The organism is Pseudomonas lactis, from assembly GCF_001439845.1.
Lineage (GTDB): Bacteria > Pseudomonadota > Gammaproteobacteria > Pseudomonadales > Pseudomonadaceae > Aquipseudomonas > Aquipseudomonas lactis.
Window position 1 is genome coordinate 379,179 of record NZ_JYLO01000007.1, and the last position, 16,146, is coordinate 395,324.

The window sequence follows — 16,146 nt, forward strand, 5'->3', positions numbered from 1 at the left end:
CAGTCAATAATTTGTTTGACTGTCACACCGCTTTCGCGAGCAAGTCCGCTCCCACAGGGATTTGCACTCTGCCCCGGAGATCGCATTCTGCTGCGCTTCTGGGCATACCGATGTCGAGTCCAGACCACCCGCCTTGGCTGCGACGCTATAGGGTTCGAATCTTCTTACCTTGCCTCGGAGTCATCATGTCCAAGCCCATCACCGTACTGCGCGACACCCACCCACTGCCGGTCCTGGATGCCTGCAAATGGGAAAAGCTCGAAGGCGACCCGCACACTGTCAACCTCAACGCCTACACCAGCGAAGACGGCAGCAAAATCATGGGCACCTGGATCTGCACACCGGGCAAGTGGTACGTGGAATACGTGAAGTGGGAATACTGCCATTTCCAGGAAGGCTACTGCGTGATCACGCCTGAAGGCATGGAGCCGATCCACCTGCGGGCTGGGGATATCTTTGTGGTGGAACCGGGGATGAAAGGAACGTGGGAAGTGGTCGAGACGGTGCGTAAGTATTTTGTGTTTGCCTGACCCAGCAAAACCTGTGGCGAGGGAGCTTGCTCCCTCGCCACAGGTATTTATTTGGGCTTGCGATAGCTGTTGATGATCGCCGAGAAGTCCTTGCCCCCTTCCCCACGCTGGCTCATGGATTGGTACAACTGCTGGGCCACCGCACCGAGGATCACCGGCTGGTGTGCCTGGCGTGCGGCTTCCGTCGCCAGGCCCAGGTCCTTGAGCATCAGGTCGGCACCAAAACCACCGGTATAGCCACGCGATGATGGCGCGGTCTCAATCACGCCTGGCCAAGGATTGTAGGTGTCGGAGCTCCAGCAACGCCCGGTGGAGCTGTTGATAATGCCCGCCAACACTTGAGTGTCGATGCCCAAGGCATCGCCCAGGGCCATGGCCTCACTGACGCCGACCATGCTGATACCCAGCAGCAGGTTGTTGCAGATCTTGGCGATTTGCCCAGTGCCGACATCACCGCAGTGCACGATGTTGCGGCCCATCTGCGCCAGCACCGGTTGCAGGGTGGCGAACAATTCCGGGTTGGCGCCGACCATGAAGGTCAGCGTCCCGGCCTGGGCACCGCCGGTGCCACCGGACACCGGCGCATCGGCCACTGCCACGCCTTGTTTGGCTGCCGCAGCCGCTACATCACGGATGGTTTGCGGGTCGATGGTGCTGCAGTCCACCGCCGGCACGCCTTTGCCGATGCCGGCGAGCACGCCGTCTTCATTGAGCCACACGCTGCGTACATGGGCGGCGGCCGGCAGCATGGTAATCACCAATTCGGCGCCTTGGGCGGCGTCACGCGGTGAGCTGCTGATAGTGCCGCCCAGTTCGGCGAGCTCCTTGAGTACGGCCTGGTTCAGGTCGAACAGGTTCAGCGCGTGGCCAGCCTTGATCAGGTTGCGGGCCATGGGCGCGCCCATGTTGCCCAGGCCGATAAATGCAATCTTCATGGTCGTCTCCCAGGTTCAGCGCAGGTTGATGGTGGTGTTGACGCCATCGTTGACCGTGTTGTCGTCGAACCAGCGGCTGGTGACGGTTTTGGTCTGGGTGTAGAACTGCACCACTTGCTTGCCGTACGGGCCGAGGTCGCCGAGCTTGGAACCGCGCGAACCAGTGAAGCTGAAGAACGGCACTGGCACCGGAATCGGGATGTTGATGCCGACCTGGCCCACATCGATCTCGCTCTGGAATTTACGCGCCGCCGCACCGCTCTGGGTGAACAGGCCCGTGCCGTTACCGAACGGGTTGGCGTTGACCAGGGCGATGGCTTCATCGAGGGTATCGACTTCCAGCACCACCAGTACCGGGCCGAAGATCTCTTCGGTGTAGATGCGCATGTCGGTGGTCACGCCTGAGAACAGGGTGGGGCCGACAAAGTTGCCTTGCTCAAAGCCCGGCACCTTGATGTCGCGGCCGTCCAGCTCCAGCTTGGCGCCTTGTTTCACGCCGCTTTCGATCAGTTCCAGGATACGTGCCTTGGCGCGCTTGGAGATCACCGGGCCGACATCCGTGCCCGCTTCGCTGCCGGCGTTGACCTTGAGCTTTTGTGCCAGGGCCTTGAGGTCTGGCAGCCACTGCTTGGCCGCGCCCACCAGCACCACCACCGAGGTGGCCATGCAACGCTGGCCAGCCGCGCCGAAACCGGCACCGACCAGGGCGTTGAGGGTGTGTTCTCGGTTAGCATCCGGCAGCACCACCGCGTGGTTCTTGGCGCCCATCATCGACTGCACACGCTTGCCGTGTTTGCCAGCCAGGTCGTAGACATGGGTGCCCACAGCCGTCGAACCGACGAAGGACACCGCCTTGATGTCTTTGTGAGTGCACAGCGCATCCACCACGTCCTTGCCGCCATGCACCACGTTGAGCACGCCGGCCGGTACACCGGCTTCCAACGCCAGCTCCACCAGCAGCATGGTCGACAGCGGGTCTTGCTCGGAAGGTTTGAGGACGAAGGTGTTACCGCAGGCAATCGCCATCGGGAACATCCACAGCGGAATCATCGCCGGGAAGTTGAACGGGGTAATGCCGGCGCATACGCCGATAGGCTGGCGCAGGGTGTAGGTATCCACGCCGCCGGCCACGTTCTCGGCGAACTCACCCATTTGCAGGGTGCCGATGGAACAGGCGTGCTCCACCACTTCCAGGCCACGGAAAATATCGCCCTCGGCATCGGCAATGGTCTTACCCTGCTCGGCGCTAAGGACCACGGCGATACGCTTGGAATGTTCGCGGATCAAGGCTTGCAGCTTGAGCATGATGCGCATGCGCGCGCCGATCGGCGTGAGTTTCCAGGTCTGGAACGCTTGATGGGCAGCGTCGATGGCGGCGTTGACTTCATCGGCGGTGGCAAACGGGACTTTGGCCAGCACTTGCTGGGTAGCGGGGTTGACGATGTCTTGCCACTCGGTGGTCTTGGACTCGACCCACTCGCCGTTGATCAGCAACTTGACCGGTTGCACGGAAATATCGGCAGATGCGTTCATGTGGTCTCCAACTCTTATATTTATACAGAGACAAGGCGCGTGAATCGCCTTGAAGAATGAGGCGTTCGGACTGTTTTTGGAGTATAGATGTGCAAATCTCTAATAAGAACGCACATAAAAGCCGGTCCAATATGCAAAAAAACATCACCTCCCTCGGCGCCCTGAACTGGGATGACCTGAAGTTTTTCCTCGAAGTGGCCCGCACCCGCAAGGCCAGCGTCGCCGCCAAGCGCCTGGCGGTGGACTACACCACCGTGTCGCGGCGCATCAGCTCTCTGGAAGTGTCCCTCGGCACGCTGCTGTTCGAAAAATCCCGGACCAACGGCTTCGTGCTCACCAGCGAAGGCCAGCGGTTGCTGGGTTACGCCGAATCCATTGAAAGCACGCTGCACATGGCCTGCGAACAGGTGTCCGGCTCCGGCGTGGCGCTGTCGGGCCACGTGCGAATGGGTTGCACCGAAGGTTTCGGCAGCTTTTTCGTCACCCCGCAACTGAGCCATTTCGTCGACACTTATCCCGCGATCTCGGTGGACATCCTGCCCCTGCCCCACTTCATCAGCCTGTCCAAGCGCGAAGCCGACATCGTCATCGCCCTGGAACGCCCGGAACACGGGCCGTATGTGTGCTGCAAACTGTGCGACTACAAGCTGCAGCTCTACGCCACCCAGGACTACCTCGACCAACACCCGCCGATCGGCAAACCTGCGGATTTGGCCGAGCATCCGTTTATCAGCTATGTGGATGATTTGGCCTTCAGCTCGGAGTTGCTGTACTTGGCCAATGTGGTGCCCGGCGCCAGCGCGAGTTTGCGCAGTACCAGCGTGATCGCGCAGTACGTGGCGGCCCAGCAAGGCCGGTCGATGGCGATATTGCCGTGCTTCCTGGCCGCGCAGGACCCGCGCTTATTACCGGTGTTGGGGGAGCAGATTGCGATTACGCGGCAGTTCTGGATGTACTGCCGGGAGGATTTGAGGAAGTTGAAGCGGATTACTCTGTTGTGGGATTACATCAGGGGGGTGACGGAGCAGAACCAGGGGTTGTTGATGGGGAAGACGCGGGAGATGCGGTTTGCGGACTAAGGTCACCGCAAAACAAATGTGGGAGCGGGCTTGCTCGCGAATGCGGTGGGTCAGTCAGCCTTGCCGTTACTGTTACACCGCTTTCGCGAGCAAGCCCGCTCCCACATTTTGAATGGGTTTCAGCTTGGGGAAAGTGAACCCGCTTAGTCTGCGATCACAACGATGGAGACCCGGCGATTCTCGGTGCGGCCTGCTGGGGTCGTGTTCGACGCCACCGGCTCGCTGCTGCCCAGGCCGCGCAGTTGGATGTTTTCTTCTTTCATGCCCACGCGGGTCAGCACCTTGCCCACGCTTTTAGCGCGGCGCAGGGACAGGGCCACGTTGTAGGGTTCTTTGCCCGAGGCGTCGGTATGGCCGTCAACGCGCACGCGCTCGATGCCGGCGCCAACCAGGGCGCTACCGATGCGTTCGACGATGTCGGTGCTGGGTTTGTTGAGGGTTTCGACGTCGCTGCCAAACAGCACTTTGCCGGACAGGCCGAAGGCCCAGCCTTCATCGGTCAGCTCGAAACCTTGTTGCTTGAGCACGGCGACTTGCGCCGGGGTCAGGCCTTTGGGTGGCGTCTGGCAGCCGCTGAGGGCCAGGAAGGCCACGAGCAAAGAAATAAATAAAACGCGTGTGTTAGCGAACAAGGGAATCAACTCCTGTGTTGAACGTTGGCGACGGAGTGCTCCGACTCCGCCGTTTGCTGGCCGCCCGAGGACAGTCGTTTGGCCTGGTACATCGCCGCGTCGGCGGCGTTGAGCAAGGTGCCGGGTGTGGCGCCATGCTCGGGATAAATCGCAATGCCGATACTGAGGGAGGTCAACACCTGGGTGTCTCCAGGCAGTGGAATCGGCATGTCCATGCTGGCAATGATTTTGTCGGCGATGCGCTGGGCGTCTTCGGCCTTGTGCAGGGGCGCCAGCAATACCGCGAATTCATCGCCGCCCAGGCGCGCCACCAGGTCGTCCTCGCGCAGTTGCGCCCGCACGCGGTCGGCAACGGCCACCAGCACGGCGTCGCCGGCGGCATGGCCAAAGCGGTCGTTGATGTCTTTGAAACGGTCGCTGTCGAGGAACAGCACCGCCACCCGCTCATTGACCTTGGCCGCGCTGCGCAAGGCGCGGATCAGCCGGCCTTCGAAGAACGCGCGGTTGGGCAGGCCGGTGAGGCTGTCGTGGCTGGCCTGGTGGGCCAGGGTTTCGTTTTCGCTTTGCAAGTGGCTCTGCCAGGCCTCCATCTCGCCGAGCAGGGCGTTGAAGTCGCTGCCTAGGCTGTCGAGTTCGGCGATCTGCGCCGAGGGTACGCGGCGGTCGAAGTCTCGCTCGCTGCGGGCGGCGTGGGCGACGGCAGCCAAGCGTTGTAATGGCACGGTGATACCATTTAACAGACGCCGTGACAGATGCAACGCCACCCAGGCGCTGAGGGCGGTGCAGATCAGAATCCCGATCAAGCCACTGAGCAGGAAGCGCAACAGGCTGCCACCGTGGCCGACCAGATGGATGCTGCCGACGGTTTGCCCTTGGCGCAGGATCGGCTGGCTGATGGGCTGTTCGAGCAGGGCGTGCGCTATTTGCAGCTCGACCCGTGACAACATGCCGGTTTCCGGGCGAACCCAGCGCGCCAGCAGCTTGCCGTTGATATCGAATACTTCTGCCTGGGCCACTTCTTCGGTCGAGGCAATCAGGCTCAGGGCTTCGGTGGCCGCCGCACTGTCGTTGAACACCACGGCTGCTTCCACGGTGTAGTTGATCGAGCGGGCGATCAGGTGCAGGTTGTGCTCGGCGTAAACCCGCAGGGCAAGTACGCCCAGCAGGGTCAGGGACACACTGGCCAGGGTCACTGCTACCAGCGCCAGGATCATATGCCCGCGGGCAATTACCGAGCGCAGGGTCGGCCGCACTTTATCGCGACTCATGAGCCAGGCGCTCGACGACGGGACAACTGCAACACACTGGGATGGATGCGCACGCCGCTACGAGCGACGGAATCCAGGTTGACCTCGAACGACACCTGCTCATCGCTGACGCGCAGGCAGAACAGGCTGCCCACCGTGCACTGGTCGCCCCCTTCGCTGATGCTGAGTACGGGATGGCCGATCAATGAGGTAAACAGGCGGTTGCGTTCATCGGAGGTGATTTTGCCAATGTAGACGGCATCACAGGCATTGACGATATCCGGATGATCGACCAGCAAGCGCCGCACCAGCACCGGACGTCCGGTGGCCTGGGTGGTGCCTTTGACCAGGTCATCGGTGTACTGAGTCGGCCCGACAATGCACAGCCGCAATTGCGCAGGCTCAACCGGCCAACGGGCGTAACTGAGGATACCGAGCACCACTTGGGTCACCGCCTGGGCACGGTGCTCGGCCAGGCTGGGCGTCTGCGCAAATACGCGCGGCGCAAGCAGGCACAGCACCGTCACCAGTAACAGGCGTCTCCAACTCAAACTGCGCGCTTTGGGCGAGACAGCCACGTTCATGCAGCGATACTCTCAAGGGTTTTCAGGGTGATGCCGCAACGATAGCACAGCGGCGGACATCCCCACGAAGCACAGCATTCGAGGGGTTCGCTATTTTTTCAGAAAAATCAGACGTCTGAATGAGAAATATCGCCTGACCTATCAGTCATTTTTTTCAGACGGAAGGTCCAACTCCAACATCAACCCGCTCAGACGCTTGACCTTGCGCCGCACCGCTTCCTCAAACACGCCGCCGCGCGGCTCGATCAGGCTGAACCAGCGCTTGGCGCGGGTGATACCGGTATAGATCAGCTCTTTGGTCAGCACCGGGTTGAGGGCATCCGGCAGGATCAGCGCGGTGTGAGTGAACTCCGAGCCCTGGGATTTGTGCACGGTCATGGCGTACACGGTTTCCACATCATTCAAGCGGCTGGGCAATACAAAGCGCACGCCGCCCTGGCCATCGTTACGTGGAAAAGCCACCCGCAGCACGTGGGGGCCGCCATCGCTTTCGGGCAATTTCAGCGCGATGCCGATGTCGCCGTTCATCAGGCCCAGGCCGTAGTCGTTGCGGGTCATCAGCACGGGGCGGCCTTCGTACCACTGCTCGTCACCTTCGATCAGGCGTACTTTGCGCAATGCGGCAGTGATGCGCAGGTTGAGCCCTTCGACGCCCCAGGGGCCTTTTCGCACGGCGCACAGCAGCTGAAACGCGTCGAAGGCGTGCAGCAATTGTTGCGCCCAAGCGGTCCAGGCTGGATCGTCACGCGGTGTGTCGGCAGAGGGACGCGCCGATTGCAGCAGGTTCAGGTAGTAGCGGTAACCCTGGGCGCCATCGCCCTGCCCGTCCAGGACCAGGCGCTCAAGGGCGTGGTTATGTTCGCCCTTGAGGCTGACACAGAACAGGTCGTCGTGACGGCCTGCGGCTAGCAGCTGGCGGGCCTCTTCGGCATTTTGCTGGTTGACCCAACGCGCCAGTTGGCCGATACCGCTGCCCTCACCGAAGCGGCGCGAATAGCGCAGCATCACTACTTGCTGGGCCAGGGGATGGCTGCCATCGAGGTCTTCTTGCAGGCCGCTGGTGCTGAGGTCTTCACCGCTGACGGCTTGCAGCCAGTGGCGAGTCTGCGGGCTGTACCAGCCAGCTTCGGCATCGCGGCACAAATCGCCAAGTACGGCCCCCGCTTCTACCGAGGCCAGTTGGTCCTTGTCGCCCAGCAATACCAGGCGTGCGTGAGGCGGCAGAGCGTCGAGCAGGTTGGCCATCATTTCCAGGTCGATCATCGAGGCTTCGTCCACCACCAGCACATCCAAGGGCAACGGGTTGCCCAGGTGATGACGAAAATGCCGAGTGCCGGGACGACTGCCCAACAAGCGGTGGACCGTGGTGACTTGGGTCGGGATTTTTTCCCGCACGTTGTCGGGCACTGTCAGTGACAGCACTTGCTGGCTGATGGATTCGGTCAGACGGGCAGCGGCTTTACCGGTGGGCGCGGCCAGGCGGATGCGCAACGGGCTGCCGGACTCCACGGCGGGCGCCTGCAACAGCGCGAGCAGCCGCACCACGGTGGTGGTCTTGCCGGTACCGGGGCCGCCAGTGACGATGCTGAAGGCGCCGCGGGTCGCCAGGGCGCAGGCGAGCTTTTGCCAGTCAATCACCCCATCGGGCGCAGGCTGGTCGAACAGGCGATTGAGCCGTTGCGGCAGATCGGCCGCGGCGTCTTCCACGCTGGCCAGGCGCAGGCGCAGGGCGTGGTCGATACGCCGCTCGTAGGTCCAGTAACGGCGCAGGTACAGGCGCTTGCCGGACAACACCAACGGGCGGCTGCGGGCCTCCTCGCTGCCATCGACGGCCAGCGCGACCAACGGGCTTGAAGCCAGAGCATGGCACCAATGGCCGCCATCCAGGCCGTGCAGCAACTGCGAGGGCAGCAGCATGGCGCCGGTGTGCAGGTCGCCTTCGGGCGGCAATGACAGGGCGAAATCCGGCGCCTTGAGGGTTTCGAACACATCCAGGCAGACGTGGCCATGCCCCAGTTGATGGCTGGTCAAAGCCGCCGCCAGCAGCACCAGCGGATCGGCGTTTGGATCCAACTCGTACAGGAAGCCGACGAAGGCTTTGTCCAAGGCCCGCAGCCATCCCCGCTCGACCCAACGCGCAAGCAACTGCAGCAGGTCGGCGGCGCGATCAAGCGGCAAAAGCGCCTCCAGCGGTAACGGCGACAGGCTCATAACAGCACTCCTTGTTCCCACGCAGGCTCAACCTTGGGTGGGATGGGCTTGCCCTGGAACAACAGGTCCAGGCTTTCGATCAACTCACGGGGCGGTCGAGTGAAATACGCGCCCTGGCTCACCGACTGGCTACCGCGCAGGAACAGGTACAGGGCACCGCCGACGTGCTGGTCATAATCGTAATGGGGCAGGCGCGCCTTGAGCTGGCGGTGCAAGGCCAGCAGGTAAAGTACGTATTGCAGGTCGTACCGATGCTCGAGAATCGAGTGTTCCATGGCGTCCTGGGTGTAGGCCGAGTCGTCAGGGCCAAGCCAATTGGATTTGTAGTCGGCCACGTAGTAACGGCCATCGTGCTCGAACGTCAGGTCGATAAAGCCTTTGAACATGCCGTTGAGCAGGACGGGCTCGGCGGCCACGCGGGACATGCCGCCATGGGTGTGCTGGCACACCAGTTTGTCGAGGGCGAGCACGTCGACGGTGTGACTGGCGAACCAGAATTCCATCTCGATCTGGTACTGCTGCAGGCCGCTGAGGGTGAAGCGCTCGTTGTGCAGGGGCAGCGGCGTTTGCAGCAGGTGCTGCAGCCAGCCGCTGAGGGTGACGATCCAGCCTTCCCAGTTGCGGCGGTTACAGCGTGCGCCCACGGCTTTTTCGATCGCCTCTGGAGTCACGTTGAAACCTTCTTCACCGGCCCACTCCAACAAGCCGTGAAGGAAGGTGCCTGGGTTGGGACCGCGTGGGAAACGGTGAATATCCCCGCCGGACGCGACCGTTTCCCGAGGGGCATCGGGGTCGAGGCGTTCGTCATCGAACAGCTTCTGGGCCTGTGGGCTTTCGGGCGCTTCGAGGTTGGCGGCGCTCATGCTGTCGCCGATGCGCAAGGCGCTGTAGGAGGCAATCCACCAGTTTTCTGCGGCCTTGCGTACAGGCAGCAACGGCGCAAGCAAGGTCGCTTGGTTGCGCGGCGGGTGGAACAAGATGTCTTGGGCGTCTGGCACAAGGTCATAACGGATGGCCGCGCAGCCTTGCTGCAAGTCCAACAACCAGCGCGCCAGACCCGCTGATTCGCCCAACGACGCGCCGGCTCCCAGCAGATAGCCCAGCGCTGAGAGGTGCAAGACCGAGCTGCTGTTATTGCCGCGCTTGAGGTCGGCGATGCCCAGCCAGCAGACATGTTTGGCGCGGGTCAAGGCCACGTAGAACAAACGCAGGTCTTCAGCCAGGCGCTCGTCATCGGCTTGGGCGATCAGCTCGGCCGTGGGTCGTAGGCTTACCTGGGACTTGCCCTGTTCATCGTGATAATGCAGCGGCAAGCGACTGCCATCCACGGGCTTGGCCGAACAGATGAACGGCAAGAACACCAAGTCGTATTCCAGGCCCTTGGATTTGTGGATGGTCACCACTTTGACCAGTTGCTCGTCGCTTTCCAGACGCAGGATCTGCTCTTCACCGGCCTGCCCTGACAGCGCCAGATGCTCGGCCAAATGACGGATCAACGCCTGCTCGCCATCCAGTTCCGAGGCGGCCTGTTGCAACAACTCACTGAGGTGCAACAGGTTGGTCAGCACCCGCTCGCCATCACTGCGGGCGATGAGGGTTTGCGGTAGCTTGAAGTCGTGGAGCAGGCGCCGCAGCATCGGCAACACGCCTTGGGTACGCCAGATGGCACGGTAGCCACGAAACTGCATCACCCGCGATTCCCACGCCAGCTCGTCCTGGTTCAGACGCTCCAGCTCCGCCAGGGACAGGTTCAGGGTGACGCAGGCCAGGGCCGCCCTTAATGGCCGTTCGACGTCCGGTTCCGCGCAAGCCTTGAGCCAGGCCAACAGGTCATGGGCTTCCTGGGCGGCAAACACCGAGTCTTTATCCGACAGGTACACACTGCGCACGCCACGGCTGGCCAGTTCGGCACGTACGGCTTGGGCTTCCTTGCCGTCGCGCACGAGGATGGCGATGTCTGACGGCAACACGCCCTTCAAGCGCCCCGCTTTCACAAAGCCTGCGCTGCCTTGCTGGCCGCCATTGAGCAACGCAACGATCTGCGTGGCGCAGGCGGCGGCCAGTTGCTGACGGTAAACCGCGTTGGAAATCGGCTGGTCGCTGGGCAGGTGCCAAAGGTTCATGGCCGGCAGCGTCTGGCCGTCGACCTGCAACTGCTCGCTACGGCCTTGGGACAATACCGAATGGAACGGCACCGGGTTGTTGCCATCGGGTTGGCGAAACAGAAACGCACCACGGCCGGTTTCAGCACGCTGGAACACATGGTTCACCGCCTCGACCATCGCATGGCTGGAGCGGAAGTTGGTGCCCAGGGTGTGATGGCGGCCGGTGGTGGCCTGCCGGGCGCGCAGGTAGGTATAGATGTCGGCGCCGCGAAAGGCGTAGATCGCCTGCTTGGGGTCGCCGATCAGGAACAGGCCGCTGTCGAGGTGGTTTTCCTCGATGCGGTAGATGCTGTCGAAGATGCTGTATTGCACCGGGTCGGTGTCCTGGAATTCATCGATCAGGGCCACCGGGAATTGCTCGCGGATCACACTGGCCAGGCGCTCGCCACCGTCTGCCTGGAGGGCGGCGTTGAGGCGGATCAGCATGTCGTCAAACCCCATCTCGGCGCGGCGACGTTTCTCTTCCTCGAAGCGTTTGCCGACCCAGCCGGCAGCGTGTTGCAGCACCGCCGCGTCGGGCGTTGGCAAGGCGTCGAGGCTGGCTTTGAGGCCGGCCATGGCTTGGATGCCGGGGTGCTGCGGCGGCTCGCCTTTCCAGGCTTCGGCCATGCCATCGGGCGTCAGGCGGGTAAAGCCGGTGCCGATATCCAGTTGTTCCAGGGTTTCGTCAGCGGCCCAGGCGCTGATCTTTTCGAACCAGGGTTCGAAGTAACGCGCTTGCATCTTGCGCCCGTCGACCGCTTTGGCGGCGACGGCTTGCAGGCAGATATCCCGCAGCTCGGCGGCCCATTGTTGCCAAGGGGCCTTGAGGGTAACCAGCGCGGCGCGGCGTTCTTGCAAACAGGCGCTGATCAGTTCGGCTGGCTCGCGGGTTTCGTCGGTGGGCCGCTCACTGCCGAACAATGCACGCACCCGTGGCATCAGCGCCGCGGGGCCGCCCCAATTATTGCGCACCCAGTTGAGCGCATCGTCATGCATTGGGTAGCAGAACAAGCGCCAGTAGTCGCGCAGCACTTCGCCCAGCAGGTCGCTATGGTCAGTTTCCAGGGTTTGTGTAAACAGGCTGCCGCTGTCGAACGCGTGTTCGCGCAGCATGCGCTGGCACCAACTGTGGATCGTCGAAACCGCCGCTTCATCCATCCATTGCGCGGCGATGTCCAGGCGATTGGCACAGGCCGGCCATTGCTGCGGATCATAGTGCTCGCGCAGGTCGGCAATCAGCGCATCGGGCTGTTCGATTTCGTCACGGAAGAAGCGCGCGGCTTCGGCCAGGCGGATGCGAATGCGTTCTCGCAGCTCCTTGGTGGCGGCGTCGGTGAACGTCACCACGAGGATTTGCGGTGGCAGCAGCTCGCGGCCGAAACCGGATTCATCGCCGCCATGGCCGAGCACCAGGCGCAGGTACAAGGCGGAGATGGTGAAGGTCTTGCCGGTGCCGGCACTGGCTTCAATCAACTGGCTGCCTTTGAGCGGGAACGCCAGGGCCAAGGGTTTGCCGATCATGCGTTGGCCTCCGTGCTGGAAAGCGATCGCCAGGGGGCGTTGATCAGCGGGCGATACAGGGTTTCGCACCAGCCTTCGAACTCTTCGCTGGCGACCAGGGCCGCGTAGTCGGGAAATTGCCGCGTGAGGGCTGGCGTTTCGCGGCGTTCGCCGTCAGTGGTGATGCCATCGCCTTCATAGGCTTTGCTCGCAGCCGCTTGGGCCTTGGCGGGGTCAGTCTGGCCGAGCCAGGCGAACGCGGTTTTCACCGCGACAGGTAGCGGTGTACTCATTCCCGTGCGCCAGGCCAAAAGCAGGTTGCCGAGGATTTCCTCGGCGCTGGCCTTGTCCAGCGGGGCCAACAGTAAGGTGTCGTCACTGGCTACCAGACCGGTGCTCAAGGGCAGGCCACAGGCGCAGGCCACCACGTGATTGACCCAGGGGCGGATGAGGCGGTGCCACTTGCGTGTCTTGATCGAGCCAATGCTGTTGGGGATGGTGGTGACGCTTAACAGCCCGCCATCACTGCGTCGGTGCAGGCCGCTGATCCAACCTTCCAGCTGGATGCCCTGGTACGCAAAGCTGATCGGTTCAGCGCCGGTATGCGGGGTGGGCCACAGCGCCAGAAGGTCTTGATAGCGTTGCACCAGGTCCGGCAGCGGCTCGATCAGCTCGTTACGCAGGCATTCACCGAAACCGACCATCGGCAGCAGGCCACTGCCTTGCAGGCGCAGGGCCTGGGCGTTGAGCGCCTGATCGAGTTGATCGGGTTGGGTGAGGGCCGCGTTCAACAGGCTGTCGCTGAGGTTGTAACGTTGCAACGCGTCCAGCACGAAGGGTTCTTCGTCAGCCAGCGGCACTTCGGCGGCTTCGAAGAATACTTTCAGGCGCTGGCTGAAGAAGTGCTTGACCGGGTTGCGCAGGAAATCCTGTAACTGGCCGAGGCTCAGGGGCTCTTCCTGTTGGTGAGGGGCCAAGCCTTGCTCTTGGGTGATGACCGCCGGTGCCTGATGCAGCCATTGCCATTCGCGGGCATAGCTGAACAGCGGATCGCCTTCGTGGAAGTAGCGGGCGCTGAATGGTTGCAGGGGGTGTTCCTGGGTCATTGCGTCGATCAGCGGCTGATCGTCGCTGGTGTGCTGCCAGCCGCTGGCCAAGTGGTCGCGCAGTTGGCCGATCAGCACCGAGGCCGGGCGATCACTGTTGTCACGGATGCTGCGGCCTACCCAGCTGATATACAGCTGGTCGCGGGCCGACAGCAGCGCTTCGAGCAGTAAGTAGCGGTCGTCTTCGCGGCGAGAACGGTCGCCGGGGCGGTAGTCGCTGCCCATCAGGTCAAAATCCAGCGGTGGCTGGGCCCGCGGGTAATCGCCGTCGTTCATGCCCAGCAGGCAAACCAGCTTGAACGGGATCGCACGCATGGGCATCAGCGTACAAAAATTGACCGCTCCCGCCAGGAAGCGCTGGGACAGGCGCCCCTGATCCAATCCGGCCAGCCATGCCTCACGTACTACCGTAAGGGGTAGCTCGTCTTGCAGCCCAACGGATTCGCAGGTTTCCAGCCAGGTCTCTCTCAGTTGTTCGAGCTGGCCCAGCAAGTAGTCATCGTGCTCGCTGCTGGGCAGGAAAAACAGCTGCATCAAGCGTTGTAGACGCTCGCCCCAGGCCTGTGGGGAGGCGGGTTCTGATAACGCCTGATGGGCATCGTTCAAGGCATCGAGCAAGGCGACCAGCGGGCCGATCAAGGCCGCATCGAGGCCACCGATTTCGTCATACGGCTCGATACCGTCGCAGGCCGAGCCAGTGCCGACGGCATAGCCCAGCAGCATACGGCGCAGGCCGAATCGCCAACTGTTTTGCTCCAGCTCCGTGGGCAGACCTAAACCGGCGCGTTGCTCGGCGTTCAGGCCCCAGCGGATGCCGGCGCCTTCGATCCAGCGATGCAAGGTGGGCAGGTCACGCTCTTTGATGGCGAAGCGTTCGCGCAGGGCCGGGACGTCGAGCAGGTCGAGGATTTCGCTGACGGGGAAGCGGCTGTCGGGAAGTTTGAGCAAGTGCTCGACGGCGATCAACAGCGGGTCGCGACCGCGTTGGCCTTGGTCTGTGAGGGTGAAGGGGATGAAGCGTGGGTCATGGCGTTCGAGCTGGCCGAAGACCGCGCGAATATGCGGCGCGTAGCTGTCGACGTCGGGGACCATGACGATGATGTCCCGAGGACGCAGTGTGGGGTCGGCGCTGAAGCGATGGAGCAATTGGTCGTGGAGGATTTCCACTTCGCGCTGGGCACTGTGGGCGATGTGGAAACGGATCGAAGTATCGCGTTGCAAGTCGACAGCGGGCCATCGTTCACGGGTTTCATTCAACGGCCGCAGTTCGAGGATATCGTCCTGGAGTTGGTTGAGCAGCGTGGTGGGTTCGCTGTCGCTGAACAGGTCGATACGACCGTCGCGGAATGCCGCGCGGTAGCTGTTGGGGTCGTCGTAGCTGTCCAACAGACTGATGTAATCACGGCCCTGCTTGCCCCAGGCAGCAAGCAGCGGATGGGCGTGCTGGTGCAAAGTTTGTGGGTCGATCGTGACGGGCATGCCCGCTTTGCGCGCCTGGCGTTTGTATTCGTTACGCAGCAAGTCCTTGTCGGCGACGATGTCCGACCAATGATGGCGGCAGGGGTTATGCACGCAGAGCAGGACTTGGCTGAAACGGGCCAAGCCCGCCAAGGCTTCCAGCGCCTGGGCCGGCAGCGATGAGATGCCGAAGACAATCACCCGGGGAGGCAAGCCGGGAGGTGCTTGTTCAAGGCTGTTGATGCGCTCGATGAAGCGCTGATGAACGCCGGCCCGGCTTTCGGCCATGCCTGCTGCACCTACATCCAACAGCAGCGCGCGCCATAGCTCGGCTTGCCAGCAGTTGGCTGGGTTGAGCGGTTTGGAATCGCCTCGACCATTGCGCAGTTGGTGCCGGCCTGCGGCCCAATCTTCCAGCCAGTCGGCACGGTAGACCTGGTATTGGTCGAACAAGTCAGCCAGGCGCTCGGCGAGTTGGTAGCGTTTGCGCAGGTCGGTGTCTTGCGTCAGGAAGCGTTGCAGCGGCTCGAAGTGCGGTTGGTCGATCAGCTCGGGTAACAGGCGCATGAGGCGCCAGGTCAGCGGGGCTTTATCAAGCAGGGACTTGGGCGGGATCTCATCACGGCCCAAGACCATGCGATAAAGCTGCCACATAAAGCTGCCAGGCAGTTGCACGTCGATGGCTGCGGCAATGCCACAGCCGCCCATATCATCGGCTTGCGGGTCTTCGGCCAAGGCCAGCTTGAGCCACTGGGCAATGCCGTTGCTTTGTACCAGGGCGATTTCGTTTTCCAAAGGCGCCAGTGGGTAACGGCGCATCCAACTGACCACCAGGCTTCGCAGCTCGTCCAGGCGGTTGCCATGAACCACCATGAATCCAGGGCTGAGGGACGTCGCGTCCGGCATAACGGCTTCCTTGGGAAAAGCAAAATCGAGGGATGGACTTTAGCACTGTGGTGCACGGGGCGAACACAGGACGAACAAGTGTACGGGGACAAGGTGGACACTTTTCGAGCGCCCAAAACAAAACCCCAACTGCTTTCGCAATTGGGGTTTCGGAATTTAATCTTGACGATGACCTACTCTCACATGGGGAAACCCCACACTACCATCGGCGATGCATCGTTTCACTGCTGAGTTCGGGATGGGATCAGGTGGTTCCAATGCTCTATGGTCGTCAAGAA

At 62.2% G+C, this 16,146-nt stretch carries 10 protein-coding genes and 1 rRNA gene; 2 read left to right on the forward strand and 9 right to left on the reverse strand.

Annotated elements, in window-relative coordinates; genetic code table 11:
• Nucleotides 1-185: 185 nt before the first annotated feature.
• Nucleotides 186-530 carry a cupin domain-containing protein gene (locus tag TX24_RS14320; RefSeq protein WP_003230905.1) on the forward strand — a complete coding sequence of 115 codons (345 nt, stop codon included), beginning with the start codon at nucleotides 186-188 and terminating at the stop codon, nucleotides 528-530.
• 47 nt (nucleotides 531-577) lie between these two features.
• Here the strand turns inward: TX24_RS14320 and mmsB are convergent, their stop codons facing one another.
• A complete protein-coding gene (gene mmsB / locus TX24_RS14325; protein ID WP_056845950.1) occupies nucleotides 578-1,465 on the reverse strand; it encodes a 3-hydroxyisobutyrate dehydrogenase in 888 nt (295 codons plus the stop codon).
• A gap of 15 nt (nucleotides 1,466-1,480) precedes the next feature.
• Nucleotides 1,481-2,998 (reverse strand): CoA-acylating methylmalonate-semialdehyde dehydrogenase, encoded by a 1,518-nt coding sequence (locus TX24_RS14330; RefSeq protein ID WP_044268513.1) that lies wholly within the window; start codon nucleotides 2,996-2,998, stop codon nucleotides 1,481-1,483.
• Between the two features lie 131 nt (nucleotides 2,999-3,129).
• Between TX24_RS14330 and TX24_RS14335 the strand changes: the two genes are divergently transcribed.
• Nucleotides 3,130-4,077, forward strand: a complete 948-nt coding sequence (locus TX24_RS14335) for a LysR family transcriptional regulator (protein ID WP_044268516.1) — start codon at nucleotides 3,130-3,132, stop codon at nucleotides 4,075-4,077.
• Nucleotides 4,078-4,220: 143 nt separating this feature from the next.
• Here TX24_RS14335 and yfiB read toward each other — a convergent pair whose 3' ends face one another.
• The 7 genes from yfiB to rrf all read right to left on the reverse strand — a co-directional run bounded on the left by yfiB (nucleotide 4,221) and on the right by rrf (nucleotide 16,144).
• Nucleotides 4,221-4,709 (reverse strand): outer membrane lipoprotein YfiB, encoded by a 489-nt coding sequence (gene yfiB, locus TX24_RS14340; protein ID WP_032895308.1) that lies wholly within the window; start codon nucleotides 4,707-4,709, stop codon nucleotides 4,221-4,223.
• Between the two features lie 5 nt (nucleotides 4,710-4,714).
• A complete protein-coding gene (gene dgcN, locus TX24_RS14345; RefSeq protein WP_057710556.1) occupies nucleotides 4,715-5,977 on the reverse strand; it encodes a diguanylate cyclase DgcN/YfiN in 1,263 nt (420 codons plus the stop codon).
• Nucleotides 5,974-6,540, reverse strand: coding sequence for a regulatory sequestration protein YfiR (yfiR, locus tag TX24_RS14350; RefSeq protein WP_044268525.1), 567 nt, complete (start codon nucleotides 6,538-6,540; stop codon nucleotides 5,974-5,976). Before yfiR ends, dgcN begins: the two co-directional genes overlap by 4 nt.
• A 141-nt stretch (nucleotides 6,541-6,681) precedes the next feature.
• Complete coding sequence (gene recD, locus TX24_RS14355) at nucleotides 6,682-8,751, reverse strand: exodeoxyribonuclease V subunit alpha (protein ID WP_057710557.1); 2,070 nt, start codon at nucleotides 8,749-8,751, stop codon at nucleotides 6,682-6,684.
• Nucleotides 8,748-12,419, reverse strand: a complete 3,672-nt coding sequence (gene recB / locus TX24_RS14360) for an exodeoxyribonuclease V subunit beta (RefSeq protein ID WP_057710558.1) — start codon at nucleotides 12,417-12,419, stop codon at nucleotides 8,748-8,750. Before recB ends, recD begins: the two co-directional genes overlap by 4 nt.
• Nucleotides 12,416-15,868 carry an exodeoxyribonuclease V subunit gamma gene (gene recC, locus TX24_RS14365; protein ID WP_057710559.1) on the reverse strand — a complete coding sequence of 1,151 codons (3,453 nt, stop codon included), beginning with the start codon at nucleotides 15,866-15,868 and terminating at the stop codon, nucleotides 12,416-12,418. The genes recB and recC overlap by 4 nt, the downstream gene beginning before the upstream one ends.
• Nucleotides 15,869-16,028: 160 nt before the next feature.
• Nucleotides 16,029-16,144, reverse strand: a 5S ribosomal RNA gene (gene rrf, locus TX24_RS14370).
• Nucleotides 16,145-16,146 lie beyond the last annotated feature (2 nt).